Source organism: Providencia sp. UF-183, assembly GCF_058246155.1.
In genome coordinates this window covers 36,828-54,290 of the sequence record NZ_JBSICD010000020.1, presented here as the reverse complement: position 1 = coordinate 54,290, position 17,463 = coordinate 36,828, and the positions used below count along the sequence as shown (strand labels likewise).

The following is a 17,463-nucleotide window of genomic DNA, read 5'->3' as shown; positions in this document are numbered from 1 at the left end:
CAACATTTTTTTAACACATTTTTGTGTTTTATATGTCATATCAAATTTCCCCCTAAAAAAGCGTCAACAATCAATCGATTGTTGACGCTTACGTTGTTATTAACGCGGTTTACAGTTCCCCGCTAGGTGATAACCCGCTTCTTGGGCAGCATTTTCATTAGTAAACATAACTGCATTTTTATCTGATAATGTCTTAAAACCCGAACAATGGGAGAAATGATACTTTTTAGAATTTTTATTACCTTTAACTTCAGCTGAATCGACTAAGTTAGTTTGTTTTTCAGGCTGCTTAGGTGATGATACCGTTGAAACTGGGGAAAATCTCACTCCCTCGCCACCATTCTTGTGGTTTAAGCTCCACTGTTTTTGCCCTGTCACAAAGGGATTATGGTGCCCCATAACGTTGGCAATACGTTCATCACGAGTACGTTCCCACTGGTTTGGCGGGAATTTTTTATCCCATGCCATAAAGAGTTGCTGCTGCTGACGTGACATAGACAAATTATAACGGTCATGCATATAGAAATAGACACGAGCAACCTGCCCTTTTACCTCATCGCGGGGCTCAAATACCTTTTGTTTAAAATCAACACGACTACGACACATTCCATAAGGATAAGGTGTATTTGTCGATAATTGGCCAAAGCTAAAATTGCTTCGATCACCATTCACTTCACCAATGGAAGGTGCCAGATTATGCAAGTCCGCCTCCATGCGACCAAAAACGGGATCTGTCGAAACGCAGTTTTTACGCCCGCCATTTTGCCAACATTGGCGCTGATGACCAAATACCCACGCAGGCACAATATGTTCCCACTCAATACGTTCCGCACGGCTTTGCTGTTTACGTACTTGATAACCACAAGAGGCTAAATCAACTTGCCCACCACTTTTGCCTGCCCATTCCCACTGGCAGCCGCAGTAAATCGTTCCTTCCCCTTGCTTGCTTTGATCGGAATAGACTTGCGTTTTGCTGAGCACTTTCGCTTGCGTAAATGAGCTAGGCACCGCAAAAGAGAAAGAAAGTGGTAAAAAGAGAAAGAAAGGCAGAATAAAACGGAAGAAATACAAAAAACTGGACTGTTTCAAAATAACACCACTAATCAGAATATAAGCGAAAAATTAATATAGATACGTTAGTGTTATTTCTAACACCCTAATGTATATAGAAAATATCGCATATTCTAATCAAATTAAAACATTAATGGTATCAGCGATTGCCTATTTTTATTAAATAATTACGCCATCAGAATTTCTGCAAATTTAATAGTTTATGTTAGTTTTTATCGTTAATAACACCAAGTGGCAATCTGCTTAATAAAGCAAAAATACCACTTAAGTTTTATTGAATATCAAACACTTGGGCGTTTTCGGTACAGCCACAATCCGGGTAATGAAATACCGATAGACAATGCGCCTACAATGAAAGAGGCTTTTAAGAAATTTGTCACTAAAACTTCAATTAACTCAGGGCTATAACCAAACTGGGATAGTTTCACCACTGAAATCATCGCCACATAAGCACTAATCCCGGGGAACATGGGGATCACCGCCGCGACCGTAAACACTTTTGGGTGAGCTAACCACCAGCGCGACCATTGGATGCCAATGATGCCAATAAGAATTGCGGCGAGGAAACTGGCCCATTCAATTTGCAGCCCTAACGCCATCAAAATCATTCTAGAGCCATAGCCAATCGCACCGAGCAAAGCACAATATTTAAGTGCCCGCACAGGGACATTAAACACCATGGCAAAGCCAATCGCAGGAATAGCGGCTAACACCATTTTTTCAATCAACGTTAACAGAAATTCTATGCCCATTCTTTTAAGTTCCAGATAGTCATCGCCAGCACCACACCGATACAGGTTGCTAGCGTGAGTAAACTCGCCATCGTCCAGCGTGCAAGGCCTGTGTTCACGTGCCCTTTAAACATGTCCGCAACAGCATTAATCAACGGAAATCCCGGCACAAGTAACAAAACACTCGCCGCCATCGAAATCGTTTCTGTTACTGCCAGATAAGGAATTTTGAGTAATAACCCCGAGACAGAGGTTGCCACAAATGCAGTAATACAAAAGTTAATCAATGGGTTCATTTGATGAGAGGTTAAAACTTGTCTGATATACATCGCACAACCACTGGCTAAGAACGTGATTAAAGCACTTTCCCAACCACCACCATTGAGTTTACTAAAGCACGCGCAGGATAATGCAACCATTAGCACCATCAACCAACGTGGGTAACGCAAGGGTTTTATGGAAGACAATTTCTTTTGTAACTGTTTTCTGTCTAATAAATGATGTTCAACTAGTATCACGGCATGTTGCACTTCTGTCACCACATGCATATTAATGCCACGGTCGATAATGCGTCGTGTTGAAGTTAAGCAGCGGCCATCGATAATGGTTGTTAAAACTAAAGAGTTTGATGAAATCGCACTGTCGACTTGGCTTGCACCGAGTGCGATACCTAACCGGGTCGTTAATTGTTCCACTAACATGCTCTCTGCACCATGCTGTAGCAATAACAAGCCACATTCAATGCATAACCGAGTGATCTCCCGTTGCATCTCAACAGAATCTCCCTCTATAAAACGTTGTTTATCTAACGTACATCCCGCCATTGCGCCCCCAAAATGATGACAAGCATTCAGAAATTCACTTAAACATGTTAGTCTTTACAATTATCATAGAGCCAATCATTAGCTTAAATCATGATCTCTTTCAGGTAAATCTGCGATTCAGACCACCTGATTTAAACTTTTTTGGTAAAATTACCACTTTATTTCATAATTCAAACGAAATGATAGGATCAATCATTTATGAATAGCTCACTCGCCGCCAAAACACCAAAAGGCCGACGCCGCCATCAAGCCATTATTGCTGCGGCAGCGGATGTATTTCTTCAGTATGGTTTCGAGGGAGCAACATTGGACATGGTGATTGAGCGTGCGGGCGGGTCTCGTTCTACGCTCTATAAAAACTTTGGAGATAAAGAAGGGTTATTTGCCGCCGTTATTGCCGATATGATTGAGGATATTTTTTCAGAGTCAGATGAAAAAGATCCTCCTTTCAATTCGATTGAGTCAGTACTGGCCTATTATGGTTCGCGCTTCTTACTTAGTGTGCTTAAACCACAATCCATCAGTTTATACCGATTGATCCTCGGGGAGTACAACCGCTTCCCTGAAATCAGCCAAGCCTTTTTCGAACAAGGCCCTGTAAAAAGCTACCGCTTATTAACCCAAAAACTCCTTGCATTACCGGATGTTAACGTCGATGAAAAAACATTGTTAAGTATTTCATCACGATTTTTGGAAATGCTCAAAGCGGATGTGTTCATCACTACGTTTTGTGTCGAAAACTTCCAGCCCAGCGATGAATTTATCAACCAGCAAATTGCACTTTCTGTTGATATCATCGCCAGTTATATTCGAAAAATAAGCGCTTAACCTGCCCTTTAAGCTAGCATGGCTTGAGCTTGTGCTTTCGCGGTATGGATATCTTTAGCCAATAACACCTCTGGGCCATATAACGCAGATAACATCGGCGCTAAACGCTCTTTTTCTTCCTTATCACTTCCATCTGGCAATAATGTCACAATCATCGCACGGCAATGTTGTTCCATCGGTTCTTTGGCATGCTTTAACCAACGACGCACATATTTCATGCCTTCAATATCCTCTGCGGATGGTTTTTCTTTCGGGGCAATCGGTGGATATACCAAGCTAAATTGTTCCCTTCTCGCAAGGAGTAAATCCATTTCCTCTAACCATAAACGTGTTTCATCCATTGAAGATGGGAATGCGTTCATAACACAAACAGGCCAACTGTTAGTATCCACCATAATTTTATTTTGCATAACAATCTCACTGTGCTTCATTAAAGTGTACCAGAGTGTACACTTTTAATTTAAACTCAGCCAAGAATGATTATCATTTGTCTTTTGCAATACATGCTATTCTATCGTTTGGTGTACAGGAATAATCTCAATATGGCTAAAATTATTCTCGCTTAAAACATTAATAAAGGTTGAGTGGTGCGTTTTTTAATATGGAATGTTATCCTGATTATATTGTGACTTTTGAAAGCGAAAATACGATGAAAAAAACTCTTCCGATTGCATGTGGGTTATTTATGGCTGTTGTTGCCTTTAATGCAAATGCAGGTGCAACCTGTGACACCTACTTTAAAGAAATGAACGAACTTGTTAAACAAGCTGAAGAACAATATAAAGATGAAGCCAATGCGGGAGAGCAGATTGCGCTGATGAAGTCTCAGTTAGAAGAGGCGAAAAAAGCCTTAGCTAGCTACCCGGATGATGCCCAAGAGCAAGCGTGCAGCCAAGCGCTAAAAGCGATTGAACAAGCCAAAGAAGCGGTTAAAACCAAATAAACCTATCCTCCATGTCTTCAAAAAAACAGCCTGAAAATCAGGCTGTTTTTTATTTTAACGGACGACAAGTACTGATATTTTCGCATAAGAAACAATACCAGATGCATTCGAACCTAATAAATGCGTTGATATACTCGGATTTCGAGAACCAATAACAATTAAGTCAGCGTTAATAGTTTCCGCTTCGGCTAAAACCTTGTCTCTTGGAGAACCAAATTCCACCTTATAAGTGATTTTATCTGAAGGATAATCAATTTTTTCAATAATTTCTTTGAGTTGTTCTTCAGAACGCTCGACGGCTTTTTTCGCAAATGAAGACAGTAAATCATAGTGATAACTGTAACTCATCGAAAATCTTGAAACATCGGGAACAGAGTGAAATAAGTGAATTGTTGCATTCGAAATTTTTGCCAAATAGACCGCATGTTTTAATGCATTATCTGTTAAAACATCTTCAGATATGTCCACGGGAACCAAAATTGTTTTATACATACGATGCCCCTTATTAATTGTGTTTATCCATCTTCCAAACCGTATTATTGTTCATTTTCACGATTTGCGTATTAGGTATTGCGGGTGAATAATTATCATTAAGCGGTTAAAAGTATAGTATTGCTACACTTAAAAAGCTGTGAAGCTCCCTGCTTTTACTGCAAAAAAGTTTATTCCTCTAAATGCCATTTATGCAAAATACGATGAATAAATGGGGTTACAAGCAACCCAATACTGATAATAAATACGCTTTGCAAAAATAATCCATAAATCGCAATAAAAAAACGACCGCCCTGCGTTATCGGTGCAGGTTCAATAGCTTGCCCACTCAACATTGAAAGTGCATTTAGCATTGATTCCACAATGGAGTGCCCTTCAATAAAATAAAAACCGATAATACCAGGCAATAATCCAAGGAAAAAAACCAAAAGAGCGAGTAAATAAAAACGTATCACTCTGAGAATAAAATGCTCAATACGCAGTAATTCTTTCGAAAATTTTTCCATATAAACCTAGCGAGATCTTATTATTGGCTAAATTGAGTCAATATAAAATTAAACACCGTTAATCCTATAACTTAATCAACGTAAATAAAAAAGAGCCTACAGCATCTGTAGGCTCCTTTTCTATTTATTAACGAACAACAAGTACTGATGTTTCTGCGTAACGGACAATACCTGCCGCAGTTGAACCTAAGAGATGAGTGGTGATATTAGGACGGCGAGAACCAACTACAATGATATCGGCATTAATATCTTTAGCCGTATTTATAACTTCATCGCGTGGTGAACCAAATGTAATGGTATAACTGACATCCTCATGCGGTAAGTCAATCGTATCCATCAACATTTTCATGTCTTCTTCCGCTTTTACCGTCGCACGATCTTTTATTTCCATATAGCCTAATGCGTATGCATTAATAATTGCTGATGAAATAGGCAACACATGGATTAAGTGAATTTTTGCGCCAGATTGTTTTGCAAGATTAACGGCATGACGAACTGCTTTACTGGTTAATTCGTCTTCAGTTAAATCAATAGGGACCAGAATCGTTTTATACATAACCCCTCCTAAATAAATGTTAAAATTAAGTTCTACAACAAAATTATAAACAATTACGCATAAATGTCTCTTATTCTAAAAGATAAATGAGATCTCTAGCGACAATTTCAAACACTATTCCCTTAACCATGGTGTGACCGTTAAACCCACTAGCATTCCTTCTGGGCTTAATAAACGTGTCACGGTTTGCCCCCATGGCTCCATCTGGTTATTTACTAGCAATTCATAACCCTGTTCTTGACAAGTTTGGGTCACTTTTTCAATATCTGAGACTTCAAACTCCATCCAACTTTGTGGAATAGGAATATCTGCAGGCCATTGCTCTTTGTTAAAACACGATTGCGCGGCTTGAGTTAAAGGCCAAAGTGCAAAATGTTTAACTCCATCAAGATGTTCAGGCTCGCAAATTAAATATTGGCTACCGTTTTCTATCGGTTTAAGTGGCAGCCCTAAAACATCTAAATAAAAATGCTGACTTTTTTCGAAGTCAGCCACTATTGGGCCAAATCCGGCAATAAACAATATATCCGCACTATCTTGTAAATCTAACATGATGTGACCTCAATATATATTTTCTGAGTCTATTAAATATAGCGAGTAGAATAGCCGCCTTTGCACTCACCACTTTGCTTGATTCAGCCATTTTGTAACTGTAAAAGCATAGATTCAACCATTCGTTGAGCAATTATGCCCTGCTCTGCACTAATCACAGGTGGCGTCTGGTTTGCTACTGAGTCGATGAAATGGCGTACTGCGCCATCAAAACCACGTTGTACTAAAATAGAATCCCAATTGCCAGGCTGTTTCTCACTGACTCCTGCGGCGGTTTCACGACGCCAATGATTCATATTGGTGATTTGGTGCAGCTCATCCTCCGCGACAGCAATAATTTGCTCTTGTTGACTCCCCCCTTTACGGTGCATCGAGGTTGTTAGCCAGCAATTACCTGCCTGTAAATGATGTTCCGCATAAAATAACTCACCAAGACTGGTTTGTTGTATATTTCCACTTTTCAAAACTGCCTCAAAGCCCCCAAGCCAAAGTACGGTATCAACCACATGCAAATAATCATCATACAATGTGTACGCGGTATCTTTAGGCCCAACACTGTGGGTGCGGTGTTTATCCATACGAATAGAAGCAAAGCGTTGTGTATTTTGTTTTAACGCTACATAGAAAGGGGAAAATCGTCGATTAAAGCCAACCATTAAGGTTCTTTGCTGTTGATGCGCTAATTCAATCAATTGTTCAGATTGCGCAATCTGTTCAGTCAGCGGTTTATCCACATATACATGAACATTGGCCTGTAATAAGCGTTTTATCACCTCAAAATGGCTTGCAGTCGCACTGTGAACAAAGACAGCATCACATTGAGCGGCAAGTGCATCAATGTTGCTAAATAAGGGAAGCCGGTAACTATCGCAAATAATTTTAGCTTTTGTTTGATTTGGCGAGAATGCGCCAACTAATTGCCAATTTTCTTCTTTTGCCAAAATAGGCAAATAGGCTTTCTGGGCGATCCCCCCTAAACCTACTACCCCAACCTTTAATTTATCCATCTTAGTTTGACTCTTTCGTGACTAACCTAGACGGGAATAATCTCATTATTATGATTTTTTTTAAAAAATTTTTTGTCGAAAAACTCAATAATGTGGCAGATAAAAACACAATACATTGTTTTATTTGAAATAAAAGGCAATTCAGTCGCTAAAAAACCATCAGTAGCAATACAAAAAAAGGGGTTGATTTATTAAATGAGAATGGTTATCTTTTACCTCGTGAATACTTGAGTAAATCACTCAGGTTTGTCACAAACGACATTGCTCACATTGCTTCCAGTTTAGCAGGCCAACTTAGTTGTTGGCCTTTTTTTTATTTATTTTTCAATATGTTGTTATTGCTTACGTATTGCACTACTGAAACTCCATGACTTTAAGTGACCAACATAAACTAAGCGCTGGGTTGGCATAAATGTTGGCACATCACCTGTACGCATATGCAATATATCCGCAGGAGTGATCCATGATGAGTTCCCTTCAAATAAAGGTATACCTGCATATTTATAAGCATCTAAGACAAACTGAGAACAAAAGAAACCATTCGCTTGGTCTACATCATCACCTAATTGGACTGTTGCAAGGGTTCTAAGACAGAAATTACGTATTGTTTCACCGATTAATGGCAGTTCACACACCCTTTTAGTGATCATCCAAGGCGCTATCATAACAATGCCTTTATAATTATATTTATTGCCATTGTTACGCACAGAAAATTCACGCAGTTTATCCGCATGTAATGAAGTTAACCCTGATTGCCTTAAGACCACCATATTATTTGAGTCTTTAACCGCTTGTTGCAATGTAATAATTCGAACACCGCTACCAACAGATTCAGCCACCTCTCCTAGTCCTAAATAAATAGAAGCATGACTCACGCCACTAACGCTAAACAAGCGGATTCCCCAAGAATTTAGTCCTGTTGCAGAAGATAATAGAATATCCCCTGGTAACATATCAGTCACAGCTAATGGCTCTACAGTATCTTTTATAGGGATCGTATTCGCATGTTGAATACTGAAATTTAAGCGGTTACTTTCTTCATCAGACTTAAATTGAGTAGAACACCCTGCAAGAAAAAAACAAAACAAAAAACAAAGTAAAAAATGAGATTTCATCCTAAAACGCCCAGTATTCTGTTTTACATTATAAATTAATGTACACATATTATACTTTAATGATATTTATGACTATTACTAATTATTTTAGGGTGCTTCAGTTTTTTATCGCGTTTAGATAATTTAGGTGAGATATTTTCAAACAGAATAGAAAATAAAATATCGTAGATCCGCATTTTTTAACCCTCTAGGAGTCTAGAGGGTTCCATATACTCTGTTAGTTAATCACATATTCTGGATAAAAAACTGTGACTGAGTGATATGTTTTCTTTTCTGTCGCTTTATTTTTTTGAACCGCGACAGTTTTATTATCTTGTGAACCTATTGATACACGAATATTTTTTTTAGAGCGGCTTTGCTTGTAAGGCATTCCTAATAAGCGACGTGCGCTATTATTACTAACCATTATCGACTCCTTATACTAGTCAATTTAAATTCATTAGCATCATGAATATCAAAAATATAGTCTTCGTTGACCACAAGGGTATTTTTTTGTTTTACTTCAAATATAAAACAAAATGTAACCTAACCAGTATAGCACCAAATCGACGTTATTTAATGTAATTAAACTTATTAGTTTCACACAGAAACAAAAATTTGTTAGTACCTTTTTGGTACCCCATTCACCTTAGCAATTATTATTCTTAGTTTATCTTATTGACGTTGGTTATTAACTCCCCTTAAATACCTCCTGCTCGCTTTTTATGAGGCTATTGTCATAGGGGCCGTTAATCTCTTCACTACCCTGCCAAAATATTGTAAAAAGAGTGCGTGTTAATCAACATTAACACGCCGTTAATTACTCTAGCGGAGATGCCGGGCTAGAGCACTTTTCATTCCATATCTGGTTAACTTGTTCAGGCAATAAAATCTCATGCCCTCCTTCAACGAAAGGAATTGAGATATCCATTCGCGTTTCATCATCGTGCGTGTAAGCTTTAACAATAAAACGTTTATACCCATCTGGCTTATCATTTTTATAACGAAACACCTCACCACAAACATAACCGACCTTGCCATTATCTGCGGTATAACGGGAAAAATGGTATTCAATGTTTTTGAATTTTGCTGCCTGCGGATAAGCAAGAACATCATTTACATTTTTTTTGACTTGCTCGACTAAACTCAATTGAGTTGGTTTCATGTATAAGGCACCGAGTAGAAACGCAGCACCAAAAATAAGTATCGCAATGATTATTTTAAAAAAATTCATTTCATTGTCGCCATCAATTATCAATATTGAGAGAGTTATTCCTGATAATAACTTTATATTATTTAAAATCCACTATAAAAATGTAAAATCCCTTAACTTATTGAGAAAAACATTCTCTTTTTTCTTACATTCAAAATAACCACACATTAAGTACTGTCTATATCGCAGATTAAATCAACCTAAGTCATATTTAAATGTAATTAACTTAAGAATTACATTTTATTCATCTTAATTACACCTTATTTTTTAATCATATATAGACTGTGTTTATAAAAAAATATCAGTATAGTGAATAGCTCAACAAAATAATGAATTCGGAGTCTTTAAATGAAAACAATCGGCCTAATCGGTGGTATGAGTTGGGAGTCAACATTACTTTATTACCAACACATTAATGAGTCTGTCAAACAAAAGCTAGGAGGCTTGCACTCTGCAAAAATTGCATTATACAGTGTGGACTTTGCTGAAATAGAGCATTATCAAGCAAATGGTCAATGGGATCTTGCGGCTCAATGCTTAGCTGATGCTGGCAATCGATTAAAACTTGCGGGTGCAGATTTTATTGTTCTATGCACAAATACAATGCACAAAGTTGCTGACAAAATTGAACAAAGTACGCAAATCCCCTTATTACATATCGCCGATGCCACTGGTGAGCGCATTGCTAAATCTGGAATCAAAAAGATTGGTTTATTAGGAACCGCATTTACAATGGAGCAATCTTTCTATAAGGATAGATTAATTAATAAATTTGGATTAGACGTACTAACACCAAATAGTGAAGATAGAAAAATTATTCACAATATTATCTATAATGAGCTCTGCCTAGGTAACATTAATATCTCCTCAAAAAAAGAATACCAACGAATTATGGCGTCGCTCGTCGAACAAGGTGCTGAAGGGATCATTTTAGGATGTACTGAGATTACACTATTAGTGGGTATGGATGATACCACAGTAGACATTTTTGATACGACAGCAATCCACGCAGAAAAATCAGTCGAAATTGCACTATCAATTTAGTATTAGCGAATAATGATACTACCGTTTAAATAAAGATACTTAGGTAGTATCTATACTAACATTCATTTATTTGCAAAGATGGCATCACATCATAACAGTTTAGAATAAAAATCTATATTTCCAATTTATATCTTCATTAAATGATAAAAATCAACTTCATTATCTTACTAAAACATCTATTTTTATATAGCAGAAAAATTTCCACTCTTATTATCGATTTTCAACAGCAAATTTAATTTACGGAATTTTCCCCATTGAATATTCATTTTTATCAATGATAATCGAATAAATTTTAATTTAAGAAAAAGTATTATTATGAATAAAAAATCAGGCAATGCTGCATTGGGTAATTTCATTAAGAAAAAGCGATTAGAAAGCCAAGTGACAACACAGGAAATGTCAGCAAAACTCTCTATAACAGAAATAACTTACCTGAAGTATGAAGATGGTTCATTATCAATCTTCATTGACCATCTTGTTGTATTATCTAAGATATTAAATGTTGAACTGAATTCATTATTTAATATCTACCTTAACCCTGAAGTACAATATTAAATAACATGAGATTACGCTTCAGATTAGCGTCAATCGTGCTCTTTTTTTGATAAGCTAAATATTACACTCGACAAAATTTTATCATAACCGTAACATATCAGTTCAAATAATGACTATCGAGAAACTAAAATGTTATTTTCCAAATCAGAGAAATTCCCCTTCTAATAAAATTAATTTATCTTATTAGAAGGGGAAAAAATGAATTACACTCGATTTAACGTTGAAATATGGCAACGTAAAGAACATTATCATGTATACAGTGAGGTTGTTAACTGTGGATTCAGTCTAACAACTAAGATAGACATTACTTTATTAACTCGTTTTGTAAAATCTAGAGGGTACCGTTTTTATCCTACTATCATTTATCTGCTATCGTCGTTGGTAAATGCACGAAATGAATTTAGGTTTTCTAAAAAACATAATGACCTTATTTTATGGGATAAAGTGCATCCTAATTTCACTATATTCCATAACGAAACAGAAACATTCTCATCTTTATGGTGCGAATATTCTGATAACATTCAGATTTTTATGGAAAATTATAATCATCAGCTAGCGCTATATAAAAATGATTATAATTTAACACCACAGCCAGTTCAGAAAGAAAATGTTTTTTATGTATCTTCATTACCATGGGTTTCATTTGATAGTTTTAACTTGAATATTGCCAATATCACCAACAGTTTCATGCCAATATTTACCATGGGAAAATTCTATGAGGAAGACAATAAAATATTGTTACCGCTAGCTATTCAAGTGCATCACGCAGTTTGCGATGGCTTCCATGTAGGCCGATTTGTGAATGAATTACAGATATTATGCAATGAATTAACCTGTTAATCCTCTAGTTTGGATGAGGTTGCTTAATGATAAAGGGAAGCTAAAAGCCTCCCTTTCAAAAAGTTATGATGGCTGACTATTTTCAATTAGTTCATAAGTAGCCAACCCATGTAAAATAAGTCCCCCAAAGTCCCACTTTGGAATGCATAATCGACAGGGGTAACGACCATTTTTATGGTATTTGCAAGAGTTAAAGCAATGAGTTCAATAGGATCACTAGCAGGCATAATTCCTCCCTTTTCTCCTAGACTAAATGGTAAGGCCTGATTATTCAATCAGATAAAGGCTAGATGTTACGTTTCAAAATCACCATTGCATGTAATGAAAGATGCTCTTTTTACTAACGTGTATCACACTCCCCCTTGCTTCTGCTATTATGTGCGTCTTTCACAAATTTTGCTGATAGCGATTTATAGATAAAATAATAAGAACATTAATAAATTTTCATAAAGCCTTTATCTATCAGTAATGTAAATAATAACCAGCAACAGAACCGTATAGAATGACAACCAATAAAGAACAGTACAACTTAAATAAATTGCAAAAACGAATTCGCCGTGATGTTGGGCAAGCAATTGCTGACTTCAACATGATTGAAGACGGTGACCGCATTATGGTGTGTTTGTCCGGTGGGAAAGACAGCTATACTTTACTTTCCATCTTACAGAGCTTACAAAAAAGCGCACCAATCCAATTTTCATTAGTTGCGGTCAATCTTGACCAAAAACAACCTGGTTTTCCTGAGCATATTCTGCCTGCTTATCTCGATAATTTAGGTGTTGAGTATAAAATTGTCGAAGAAAATACTTATGGTATTGTGAAAGAAAAAATACCTGAAGGAAAGACAACCTGTTCTTTATGCTCACGTTTACGTCGAGGCATTCTCTATCGCACGGCAACGGAATTAGGGGCAACAAAAATTGCGTTAGGGCATCACCGTGATGATATTTTGCAAACCATGTTCTTAAACATGTTCTATGGCGGTAAATTAAAAGGTATGCCACCAAAACTGATGAGTGATGATGGAAAGCACATTGTGATTCGCCCACTCGCTTATTGCCGCGAAAAAGATATTGAGCGTTTTGCGCAAGCGAAAGAATTTCCAATTATTCCTTGTAACCTGTGCGGTTCACAGCCAAATCTACAGCGCCAAGTGATTAAAGAAATGCTACGTGATTGGGATAAACGTTATCCAGGCAGGATTGAAACCATGTTCCGTGCAACACAAAATGTTGTCCCTTCACACTTGTGCGATACAGAACTGTTTGATTTTAAAAACATTTCTCATGGTGATGAGGTCATTGATGGTGGGGATTTGGCCTTTGATAGAGAAGATATGCCAACGCAATCCTTCATTGATGAAGATGATGCTCCAGACTTTACTGCCCAGCGCTTAGATATTATTGAAGTAAAATAAACCATTAATAACCTCCAAACTGGGGGTTATTTTTTGCTATCAGATTTTGAGCAAAAAAAAGCCGATGTAAATTACATCGGCATTACAGTGGTCAATTATTCTGTATAAGAACTCAATATGAGAAAAACTACAATTATGGAGCACAACGTTCATCGCTCAACGTTGCATTCACCTGCGGGATTAATAGTGCCCTAAAACTCCATTAGTTTTATTGATTTATCTCAAACTAGCTCGGGTTATACAAAATAAGTCATCGAATTTAGAGCCAGCGGCTTTTTCTTAGCCACCACAGTACCGTTCCAATTAATGCGGCAAGTAATACGCAAAATACGCTAAAGGCAAAACGAAATTCATTTCCAGGGATCCCCCCTAGATTAACGCCAAACAGCCCTGTCAAAAAAGTCGTTGGCAGAAAAATCATCGCCATCAGTGACATCGTATAGATACGGCGATTCATCATTTCTGTCATCATATTGGTGATCTCATCAGAAATAATTGCAGTGCGCGCAATAAAACCATCCAAATCTTCAATACAACGGCCTAATCTGTCTGAAATTTCTTGAATTCTACGACGGTCAGTATCATCCAACCAAAGTAGTTTTTCTGTTGTTAAGCGGGATAACATATCTCTTTGTGGCGCCATGTAACGACGAACAACAATAATCTGTTTACGCAATAAAGCTAATTCACCGCGCTCAGGAATTTCACCATTTAATATCACATCTTCAAGTTCAATTAATCGCTCATGCAAAGAGTCTGTAAAATCACTTATTTCATCAGTGATAGAATCAGCCACTTCAACAAGCCAGTCGCCTGTACTTTGCGCTCCGACACCTTCTTTCAGATCATCAATAACCGTGTCTAATGAATTCACTTTCCGATGACGACTTGAAATAATAAGGCGGTTGTTAATAAATACCCGAAACGCGACTAACTGTTCAGGTCGCTGTCCTGCATTGGTATTTAATGTTTGGAGTGTTAATAAAACCCCGTCACCCACACGAATTAAACGCCAGCGCCCTGATTGCCCTGATAGAGCTGATTTAACTTGGTCATTAAATAACTCAGACTGTTGGATCCAATTAAAACTTTGCGGGTTTTTATAATCAAAATGAAGCCAAAACGGAGATTGTTGTGTTGCGCTCGCATTAACATCAATAGGGAGTAGTCCCCCATCTCCATTTAATTGAAATGCATGTACCGGATTTGAGTTTTCAAATAACGAACCGTAAACCAACGCCATGCAATATCTCCCTTTTATAAACAATATGTTATTTTTAATAGAATAGATGAAATATTGCAATAATTTCAATGAAATGTTTAATAATTCTATTTACGTAGACATTTATAAGTAACGTATAAGATCAAGAAGATACAAATATCTGTAAATAAACAGTAATAATGAGCGCCGCCATTTTTGTTAAAGGTATATCACGAATTTGACACAATCGAGCAATACAATGACTTATAAATTTTTTATGATTAAGAGGTAGTGTTTATTCCTTTTTGGTCCTCCTTCCCATTCTCCAGAGGAAGGAGTTTTTTTAAACTCCCACAAATAAAAAACGGCCTGAACATAATACAGACCGTAAGTCATATCGGATATTTTCGCTTAATGTTTAATAATGTAGAAACTGTGGCTATATGCTACATCTTCAGGATTTTCAATAGGATACCCTTTAAGCCAAGGCTTGATTAACCGCGCATTGGTGTATTGGTAAATAGGTGCAATTGGCGCTTCTTTAGCCAAAAGGGCCTCTGCACTATTGTAGTAACGGTTACGCAATTGTGCGTTGGTTTCAATACTTGCAGATGCCATAACTTGGTCATATTGCTGACTATTGAACTTTGGAATATTACCGCTATGTTGTGATGTCAGAAGTGATAAAAATGTTGAAGGTTCATTGAAATCACCAATCCAAGAGGCTCGAATGACATCAAAGTCCCCTGTATTACGGCTATCAATATACGTTTTCCACTCTTGATTAACTAACTTAACATCCGCCCCTAATTTTTTCTTCCACATCGAAGCGATGGCAATCGCTATTTTTTGGTGATTTTCCGAACTGTTATACAATAATGTAAGCTCAAGCGGGTGATTTGGTCCAAAACCTGCTTCTTGCAGCAATGCTTTTGCTTGTTGATCTAATTCTTTTTGTGAATAGCTATTATAAAGCCCTTTCTCAGGTTTAAAGCCATCTGTCACATCTGGGGTGAAATAATACGCAGGCTTTTCTCCTGTACCTAATACTTTGCTGGCAATTAATTGACGATCGATTGCCATTGATAATGCTTTTCTCACCCTCACGTCATTTGTTGGAGCACGCTGTGTGTTAAAGGCATAATAGTAGGTTCCTAACTGATCAGGCGTAAAAACTTCATTAGGAATATCTTGTAGTAATTTTTGATAACGTTGCTTAGGGAACGATTCAGTAATATCTAAATCACCCGCTAAATAACGATTAGTCGCATGAGATTCTTGGTTTATAGGAACAAATGTAACTTGTGTAATTACTGTATTTTTATGATCCCAATAATACGGATTCGGGGTTAAAACAATTTTTTCATTTACAACACGGTCAGCGAGTGTAAAAGCACCATTACCGACTAAATTACCTACTTTGATCCAATCCGCCCCGAGTTTTTCTATCGTTTCGCGATGAACCGGATACAAGCTAAAGTTTGCAGCTAAAGATGGAAAATACGGAACGGGTTTATTAAGAGTAACTTTAAGCTTATGTTTATCGACCGCTTCGACACCGAGTTGCTCAACAGGTAGCTTACCATCAATAATATCTTGCGCATTGTTAATCCCAGCTAAAGCAGCAAACCACGCAAAAGGCGATGTATTTGCAGGAGCAACCAAGCGCTGCCAACTATAAACAAAATCATCCGCAGTCACGGGGTCACCATTTGACCAACGCGCATCAGGCCGAAGTGTAAAAGTCCAAATTCGGTTATCCGTTGTTTCCCAATTTAATGCTACACCAGAAGTGGGTTTACCCTGACTATCTTGATTAACCAAGCCTTCGAATAAATCACGCATCACTTGCGCTTCAGTTAGCCCAACTGATTTAATCGGATCTAATGATGCAGGCTCATCTTTCAAATGACGAGTCACTGTTTGGTTATCCGCTAATATTGTCCCCGCGGGGACAACAGCACTGATAGCCGGTGTAGCTAGAAAAAAAGAAGCAAATAATACAGCTAAAGGTGAGAATGAAGGTTTATGCATGTTATTTTCTATCTTGTTTATATAAATAAAATCAGCTAAACATTTAGCGACACTGTATTGAAAAGAGACTAACACATTAACAGCACTACCGTATTTACCGCGGGTACACCTGTACAAGGTGAAATTTTTCCCTTTTTGCATCATATGCTTTCATGTTTTAAAAATCCATACATCCTGTTTAGTTTATGATGTATCCGCTTAAATATAGCGTTATCCTTCGTGAAATTTTCAATAAACAACTTTCATTATTTGTTATCGCGCTATAACGTTTTTTATACCCATAACATTTTTGCTGATAACTAAATGATAGATAAAGAAATCGATACATATTGTCTTGCTTTTGTTACACTCAATAAGATATTTTAAAAGACTCTATAATAAAAAACGTAAACTCCAATCTCGCTTACCAGTTATATAATCGCTGACTGTGAGAAACTAATTAACCTTAACATTAACCGCCTTGCTCCACTTATGCGTTAGGGTATACAGTGTTGTTTTAGGTATGCAGTAGGTTTTGGTCATTAATAGAATGTAAAACTCAAAACGTGTAGCTTA

21 protein-coding genes are annotated in these 17,463 nt (G+C 37.2%); 6 read left to right on the top strand and 15 right to left on the bottom strand.

Annotated elements, in window-relative coordinates; translation table 11 throughout:
- Positions 1-99 precede the first annotated feature (99 nt).
- The 3 genes from AC4IFT_RS17215 to AC4IFT_RS17205 form a co-directional block, all read right to left on the bottom strand.
- Positions 100-1,053, bottom strand: a complete 954-nt coding sequence (locus tag AC4IFT_RS17215) for an endonuclease (RefSeq protein ID WP_490752061.1) — start codon at positions 1,051-1,053, stop codon at positions 100-102.
- A gap of 299 nt (positions 1,054-1,352) precedes the next feature.
- The gene (locus AC4IFT_RS17210) at positions 1,353-1,823 is read right to left on the bottom strand and encodes a threonine/serine exporter (protein WP_353244129.1); all 471 of its coding nucleotides are present in this window, start codon (positions 1,821-1,823) and stop codon (positions 1,353-1,355) included.
- Entirely contained in the window at positions 1,814-2,626 is an 813-nt protein-coding gene (locus AC4IFT_RS17205; RefSeq protein ID WP_219248590.1) for a threonine/serine exporter family protein, read from the bottom strand. The genes AC4IFT_RS17210 and AC4IFT_RS17205 overlap by 10 nt, the downstream gene beginning before the upstream one ends.
- A gap of 198 nt (positions 2,627-2,824) precedes the next feature.
- On the opposite strand from AC4IFT_RS17205, the gene AC4IFT_RS17200 reads away from it, so the two are divergent.
- The gene (locus tag AC4IFT_RS17200; RefSeq protein ID WP_490734824.1) at positions 2,825-3,454 is read left to right on the top strand and encodes a TetR/AcrR family transcriptional regulator; all 630 of its coding nucleotides are present in this window, start codon (positions 2,825-2,827) and stop codon (positions 3,452-3,454) included.
- Between the two features lie 8 nt (positions 3,455-3,462).
- On the opposite strand, the gene AC4IFT_RS17195 is transcribed toward AC4IFT_RS17200, so the two are convergent.
- A complete protein-coding gene (locus tag AC4IFT_RS17195; RefSeq protein ID WP_490734822.1) occupies positions 3,463-3,864 on the bottom strand; it encodes a hypothetical protein in 402 nt (133 codons plus the stop codon).
- A gap of 239 nt (positions 3,865-4,103) precedes the next feature.
- Here AC4IFT_RS17195 and AC4IFT_RS17190 point away from each other — a divergent pair, with 239 nt between their 5' ends.
- The gene (locus AC4IFT_RS17190) at positions 4,104-4,397 is read left to right on the top strand and encodes a DUF5339 family protein (protein WP_225818277.1); all 294 of its coding nucleotides are present in this window, start codon (positions 4,104-4,106) and stop codon (positions 4,395-4,397) included.
- A 54-nt stretch (positions 4,398-4,451) separates the two neighbouring features.
- On the opposite strand, the gene AC4IFT_RS17185 is transcribed toward AC4IFT_RS17190, so the two are convergent.
- The 8 genes from AC4IFT_RS17185 to AC4IFT_RS17150 all read right to left on the bottom strand — a co-directional run bounded on the left by AC4IFT_RS17185 (position 4,452) and on the right by AC4IFT_RS17150 (position 9,838).
- Positions 4,452-4,889, bottom strand: a complete 438-nt coding sequence (locus AC4IFT_RS17185; protein ID WP_353244133.1) for a universal stress protein — start codon at positions 4,887-4,889, stop codon at positions 4,452-4,454.
- 170 nt (positions 4,890-5,059) lie between these two features.
- Positions 5,060-5,395, bottom strand: coding sequence for a hypothetical protein (locus tag AC4IFT_RS17180; RefSeq protein ID WP_490734819.1), 336 nt, complete (start codon positions 5,393-5,395; stop codon positions 5,060-5,062).
- 127 nt (positions 5,396-5,522) lie between these two features.
- The gene (locus AC4IFT_RS17175) at positions 5,523-5,951 is read right to left on the bottom strand and encodes a universal stress protein (protein WP_273804234.1); all 429 of its coding nucleotides are present in this window, start codon (positions 5,949-5,951) and stop codon (positions 5,523-5,525) included.
- A 114-nt stretch (positions 5,952-6,065) separates the two neighbouring features.
- A complete protein-coding gene (locus AC4IFT_RS17170) occupies positions 6,066-6,503 on the bottom strand; it encodes a VOC family protein (protein ID WP_490752037.1) in 438 nt (145 codons plus the stop codon).
- A gap of 83 nt (positions 6,504-6,586) precedes the next feature.
- Complete coding sequence (locus tag AC4IFT_RS17165) at positions 6,587-7,510, bottom strand: Gfo/Idh/MocA family protein (protein WP_490752035.1); 924 nt, start codon at positions 7,508-7,510, stop codon at positions 6,587-6,589.
- A 335-nt stretch (positions 7,511-7,845) separates the two neighbouring features.
- Positions 7,846-8,625, bottom strand: a complete 780-nt coding sequence (locus AC4IFT_RS17160; protein WP_490734813.1) for a YaeF family permuted papain-like enzyme — start codon at positions 8,623-8,625, stop codon at positions 7,846-7,848.
- A 217-nt stretch (positions 8,626-8,842) separates the two neighbouring features.
- Positions 8,843-9,031: a stationary-phase-induced ribosome-associated protein gene (gene sra / locus AC4IFT_RS17155; protein ID WP_490734811.1), complete on the bottom strand. Its 189-nt coding sequence runs from the start codon at positions 9,029-9,031 to the stop codon at positions 8,843-8,845.
- A 393-nt stretch (positions 9,032-9,424) separates the two neighbouring features.
- The gene (locus AC4IFT_RS17150) at positions 9,425-9,838 is read right to left on the bottom strand and encodes a hypothetical protein (RefSeq protein WP_490734809.1); all 414 of its coding nucleotides are present in this window, start codon (positions 9,836-9,838) and stop codon (positions 9,425-9,427) included.
- Between the two features lie 327 nt (positions 9,839-10,165).
- Here AC4IFT_RS17150 and AC4IFT_RS17145 point away from each other — a divergent pair, with 327 nt between their 5' ends.
- The 3 genes from AC4IFT_RS17145 (at position 10,166) to catA (ending at position 12,256) form a co-directional block, all read left to right on the top strand.
- Positions 10,166-10,861 (top strand): aspartate/glutamate racemase family protein, encoded by a 696-nt coding sequence (locus AC4IFT_RS17145; RefSeq protein ID WP_490752034.1) that lies wholly within the window; start codon positions 10,166-10,168, stop codon positions 10,859-10,861.
- 315 nt (positions 10,862-11,176) lie between these two features.
- Positions 11,177-11,416 carry a helix-turn-helix domain-containing protein gene (locus AC4IFT_RS17140; RefSeq protein WP_490734805.1) on the top strand — a complete coding sequence of 80 codons (240 nt, stop codon included), beginning with the start codon at positions 11,177-11,179 and terminating at the stop codon, positions 11,414-11,416.
- A gap of 198 nt (positions 11,417-11,614) precedes the next feature.
- The gene (gene catA, locus AC4IFT_RS17135; protein WP_490752032.1) at positions 11,615-12,256 is read left to right on the top strand and encodes a type A chloramphenicol O-acetyltransferase; all 642 of its coding nucleotides are present in this window, start codon (positions 11,615-11,617) and stop codon (positions 12,254-12,256) included.
- Between the two features lie 86 nt (positions 12,257-12,342).
- Here catA and AC4IFT_RS17130 read toward each other — a convergent pair whose 3' ends face one another.
- Complete coding sequence (locus AC4IFT_RS17130) at positions 12,343-12,483, bottom strand: hypothetical protein (RefSeq protein WP_490752031.1); 141 nt, start codon at positions 12,481-12,483, stop codon at positions 12,343-12,345.
- Positions 12,484-12,758: 275 nt separating this feature from the next.
- On the opposite strand from AC4IFT_RS17130, the gene ttcA reads away from it, so the two are divergent.
- Entirely contained in the window at positions 12,759-13,673 is a 915-nt protein-coding gene (ttcA, locus tag AC4IFT_RS17125) for a tRNA 2-thiocytidine(32) synthetase TtcA (protein WP_490734799.1), read from the top strand.
- Positions 13,674-13,932: 259 nt separating this feature from the next.
- Here ttcA and zntB read toward each other — a convergent pair whose 3' ends face one another.
- Together zntB and AC4IFT_RS17115 are read right to left on the bottom strand one after the other, a co-directional pair.
- A complete protein-coding gene (gene zntB, locus AC4IFT_RS17120) occupies positions 13,933-14,916 on the bottom strand; it encodes a zinc transporter ZntB (protein ID WP_490734797.1) in 984 nt (327 codons plus the stop codon).
- A 369-nt stretch (positions 14,917-15,285) separates the two neighbouring features.
- Positions 15,286-16,908: a peptide ABC transporter substrate-binding protein gene (locus AC4IFT_RS17115; RefSeq protein WP_490734795.1), complete on the bottom strand. Its 1,623-nt coding sequence runs from the start codon at positions 16,906-16,908 to the stop codon at positions 15,286-15,288.
- Positions 16,909-17,463 lie beyond the last annotated feature (555 nt).

What these genes read in the sequence shown, in the direction of transcription:
- AC4IFT_RS17210 (WP_353244129.1), bottom strand. Translation starts at nt 1,823, where the DNA reads ATGGGCATAGAATTTCTGTTAACGTTGATTGAAAAAATGGTGTTAGCC.
- AC4IFT_RS17205 (WP_219248590.1), bottom strand. Translation starts at nt 2,626, where the DNA reads ATGGCGGGATGTACGTTAGATAAACAACGTTTTATAGAGGGAGATTCT.
- AC4IFT_RS17200 (WP_490734824.1), top strand. Translation starts at nt 2,825, where the DNA reads ATGAATAGCTCACTCGCCGCCAAAACACCAAAAGGCCGACGCCGCCAT.
- AC4IFT_RS17195 (WP_490734822.1), bottom strand. Translation starts at nt 3,864, where the DNA reads ATGCAAAATAAAATTATGGTGGATACTAACAGTTGGCCTGTTTGTGTT.
- AC4IFT_RS17190 (WP_225818277.1), top strand. Translation starts at nt 4,104, where the DNA reads ATGAAAAAAACTCTTCCGATTGCATGTGGGTTATTTATGGCTGTTGTT.
- AC4IFT_RS17185 (WP_353244133.1), bottom strand. Translation starts at nt 4,889, where the DNA reads ATGTATAAAACAATTTTGGTTCCCGTGGACATATCTGAAGATGTTTTA.
- AC4IFT_RS17180 (WP_490734819.1), bottom strand. Translation starts at nt 5,395, where the DNA reads ATGGAAAAATTTTCGAAAGAATTACTGCGTATTGAGCATTTTATTCTC.
- AC4IFT_RS17175 (WP_273804234.1), bottom strand. Translation starts at nt 5,951, where the DNA reads ATGTATAAAACGATTCTGGTCCCTATTGATTTAACTGAAGACGAATTA.
- AC4IFT_RS17170 (WP_490752037.1), bottom strand. Translation starts at nt 6,503, where the DNA reads ATGTTAGATTTACAAGATAGTGCGGATATATTGTTTATTGCCGGATTT.
- AC4IFT_RS17165 (WP_490752035.1), bottom strand. Translation starts at nt 7,510, where the DNA reads ATGGATAAATTAAAGGTTGGGGTAGTAGGTTTAGGGGGGATCGCCCAG.
- AC4IFT_RS17160 (WP_490734813.1), bottom strand. Translation starts at nt 8,625, where the DNA reads ATGAAATCTCATTTTTTACTTTGTTTTTTGTTTTGTTTTTTTCTTGCA.
- sra (WP_490734811.1), bottom strand. Translation starts at nt 9,031, where the DNA reads ATGGTTAGTAATAATAGCGCACGTCGCTTATTAGGAATGCCTTACAAG.
- AC4IFT_RS17150 (WP_490734809.1), bottom strand. Translation starts at nt 9,838, where the DNA reads ATGAATTTTTTTAAAATAATCATTGCGATACTTATTTTTGGTGCTGCG.
- AC4IFT_RS17145 (WP_490752034.1), top strand. Translation starts at nt 10,166, where the DNA reads ATGAAAACAATCGGCCTAATCGGTGGTATGAGTTGGGAGTCAACATTA.
- AC4IFT_RS17140 (WP_490734805.1), top strand. Translation starts at nt 11,177, where the DNA reads ATGAATAAAAAATCAGGCAATGCTGCATTGGGTAATTTCATTAAGAAA.
- catA (WP_490752032.1), top strand. Translation starts at nt 11,615, where the DNA reads ATGAATTACACTCGATTTAACGTTGAAATATGGCAACGTAAAGAACAT.
- AC4IFT_RS17130 (WP_490752031.1), bottom strand. Translation starts at nt 12,483, where the DNA reads ATGCCTGCTAGTGATCCTATTGAACTCATTGCTTTAACTCTTGCAAAT.
- ttcA (WP_490734799.1), top strand. Translation starts at nt 12,759, where the DNA reads ATGACAACCAATAAAGAACAGTACAACTTAAATAAATTGCAAAAACGA.
- zntB (WP_490734797.1), bottom strand. Translation starts at nt 14,916, where the DNA reads ATGGCGTTGGTTTACGGTTCGTTATTTGAAAACTCAAATCCGGTACAT.
- AC4IFT_RS17115 (WP_490734795.1), bottom strand. Translation starts at nt 16,908, where the DNA reads ATGCATAAACCTTCATTCTCACCTTTAGCTGTATTATTTGCTTCTTTT.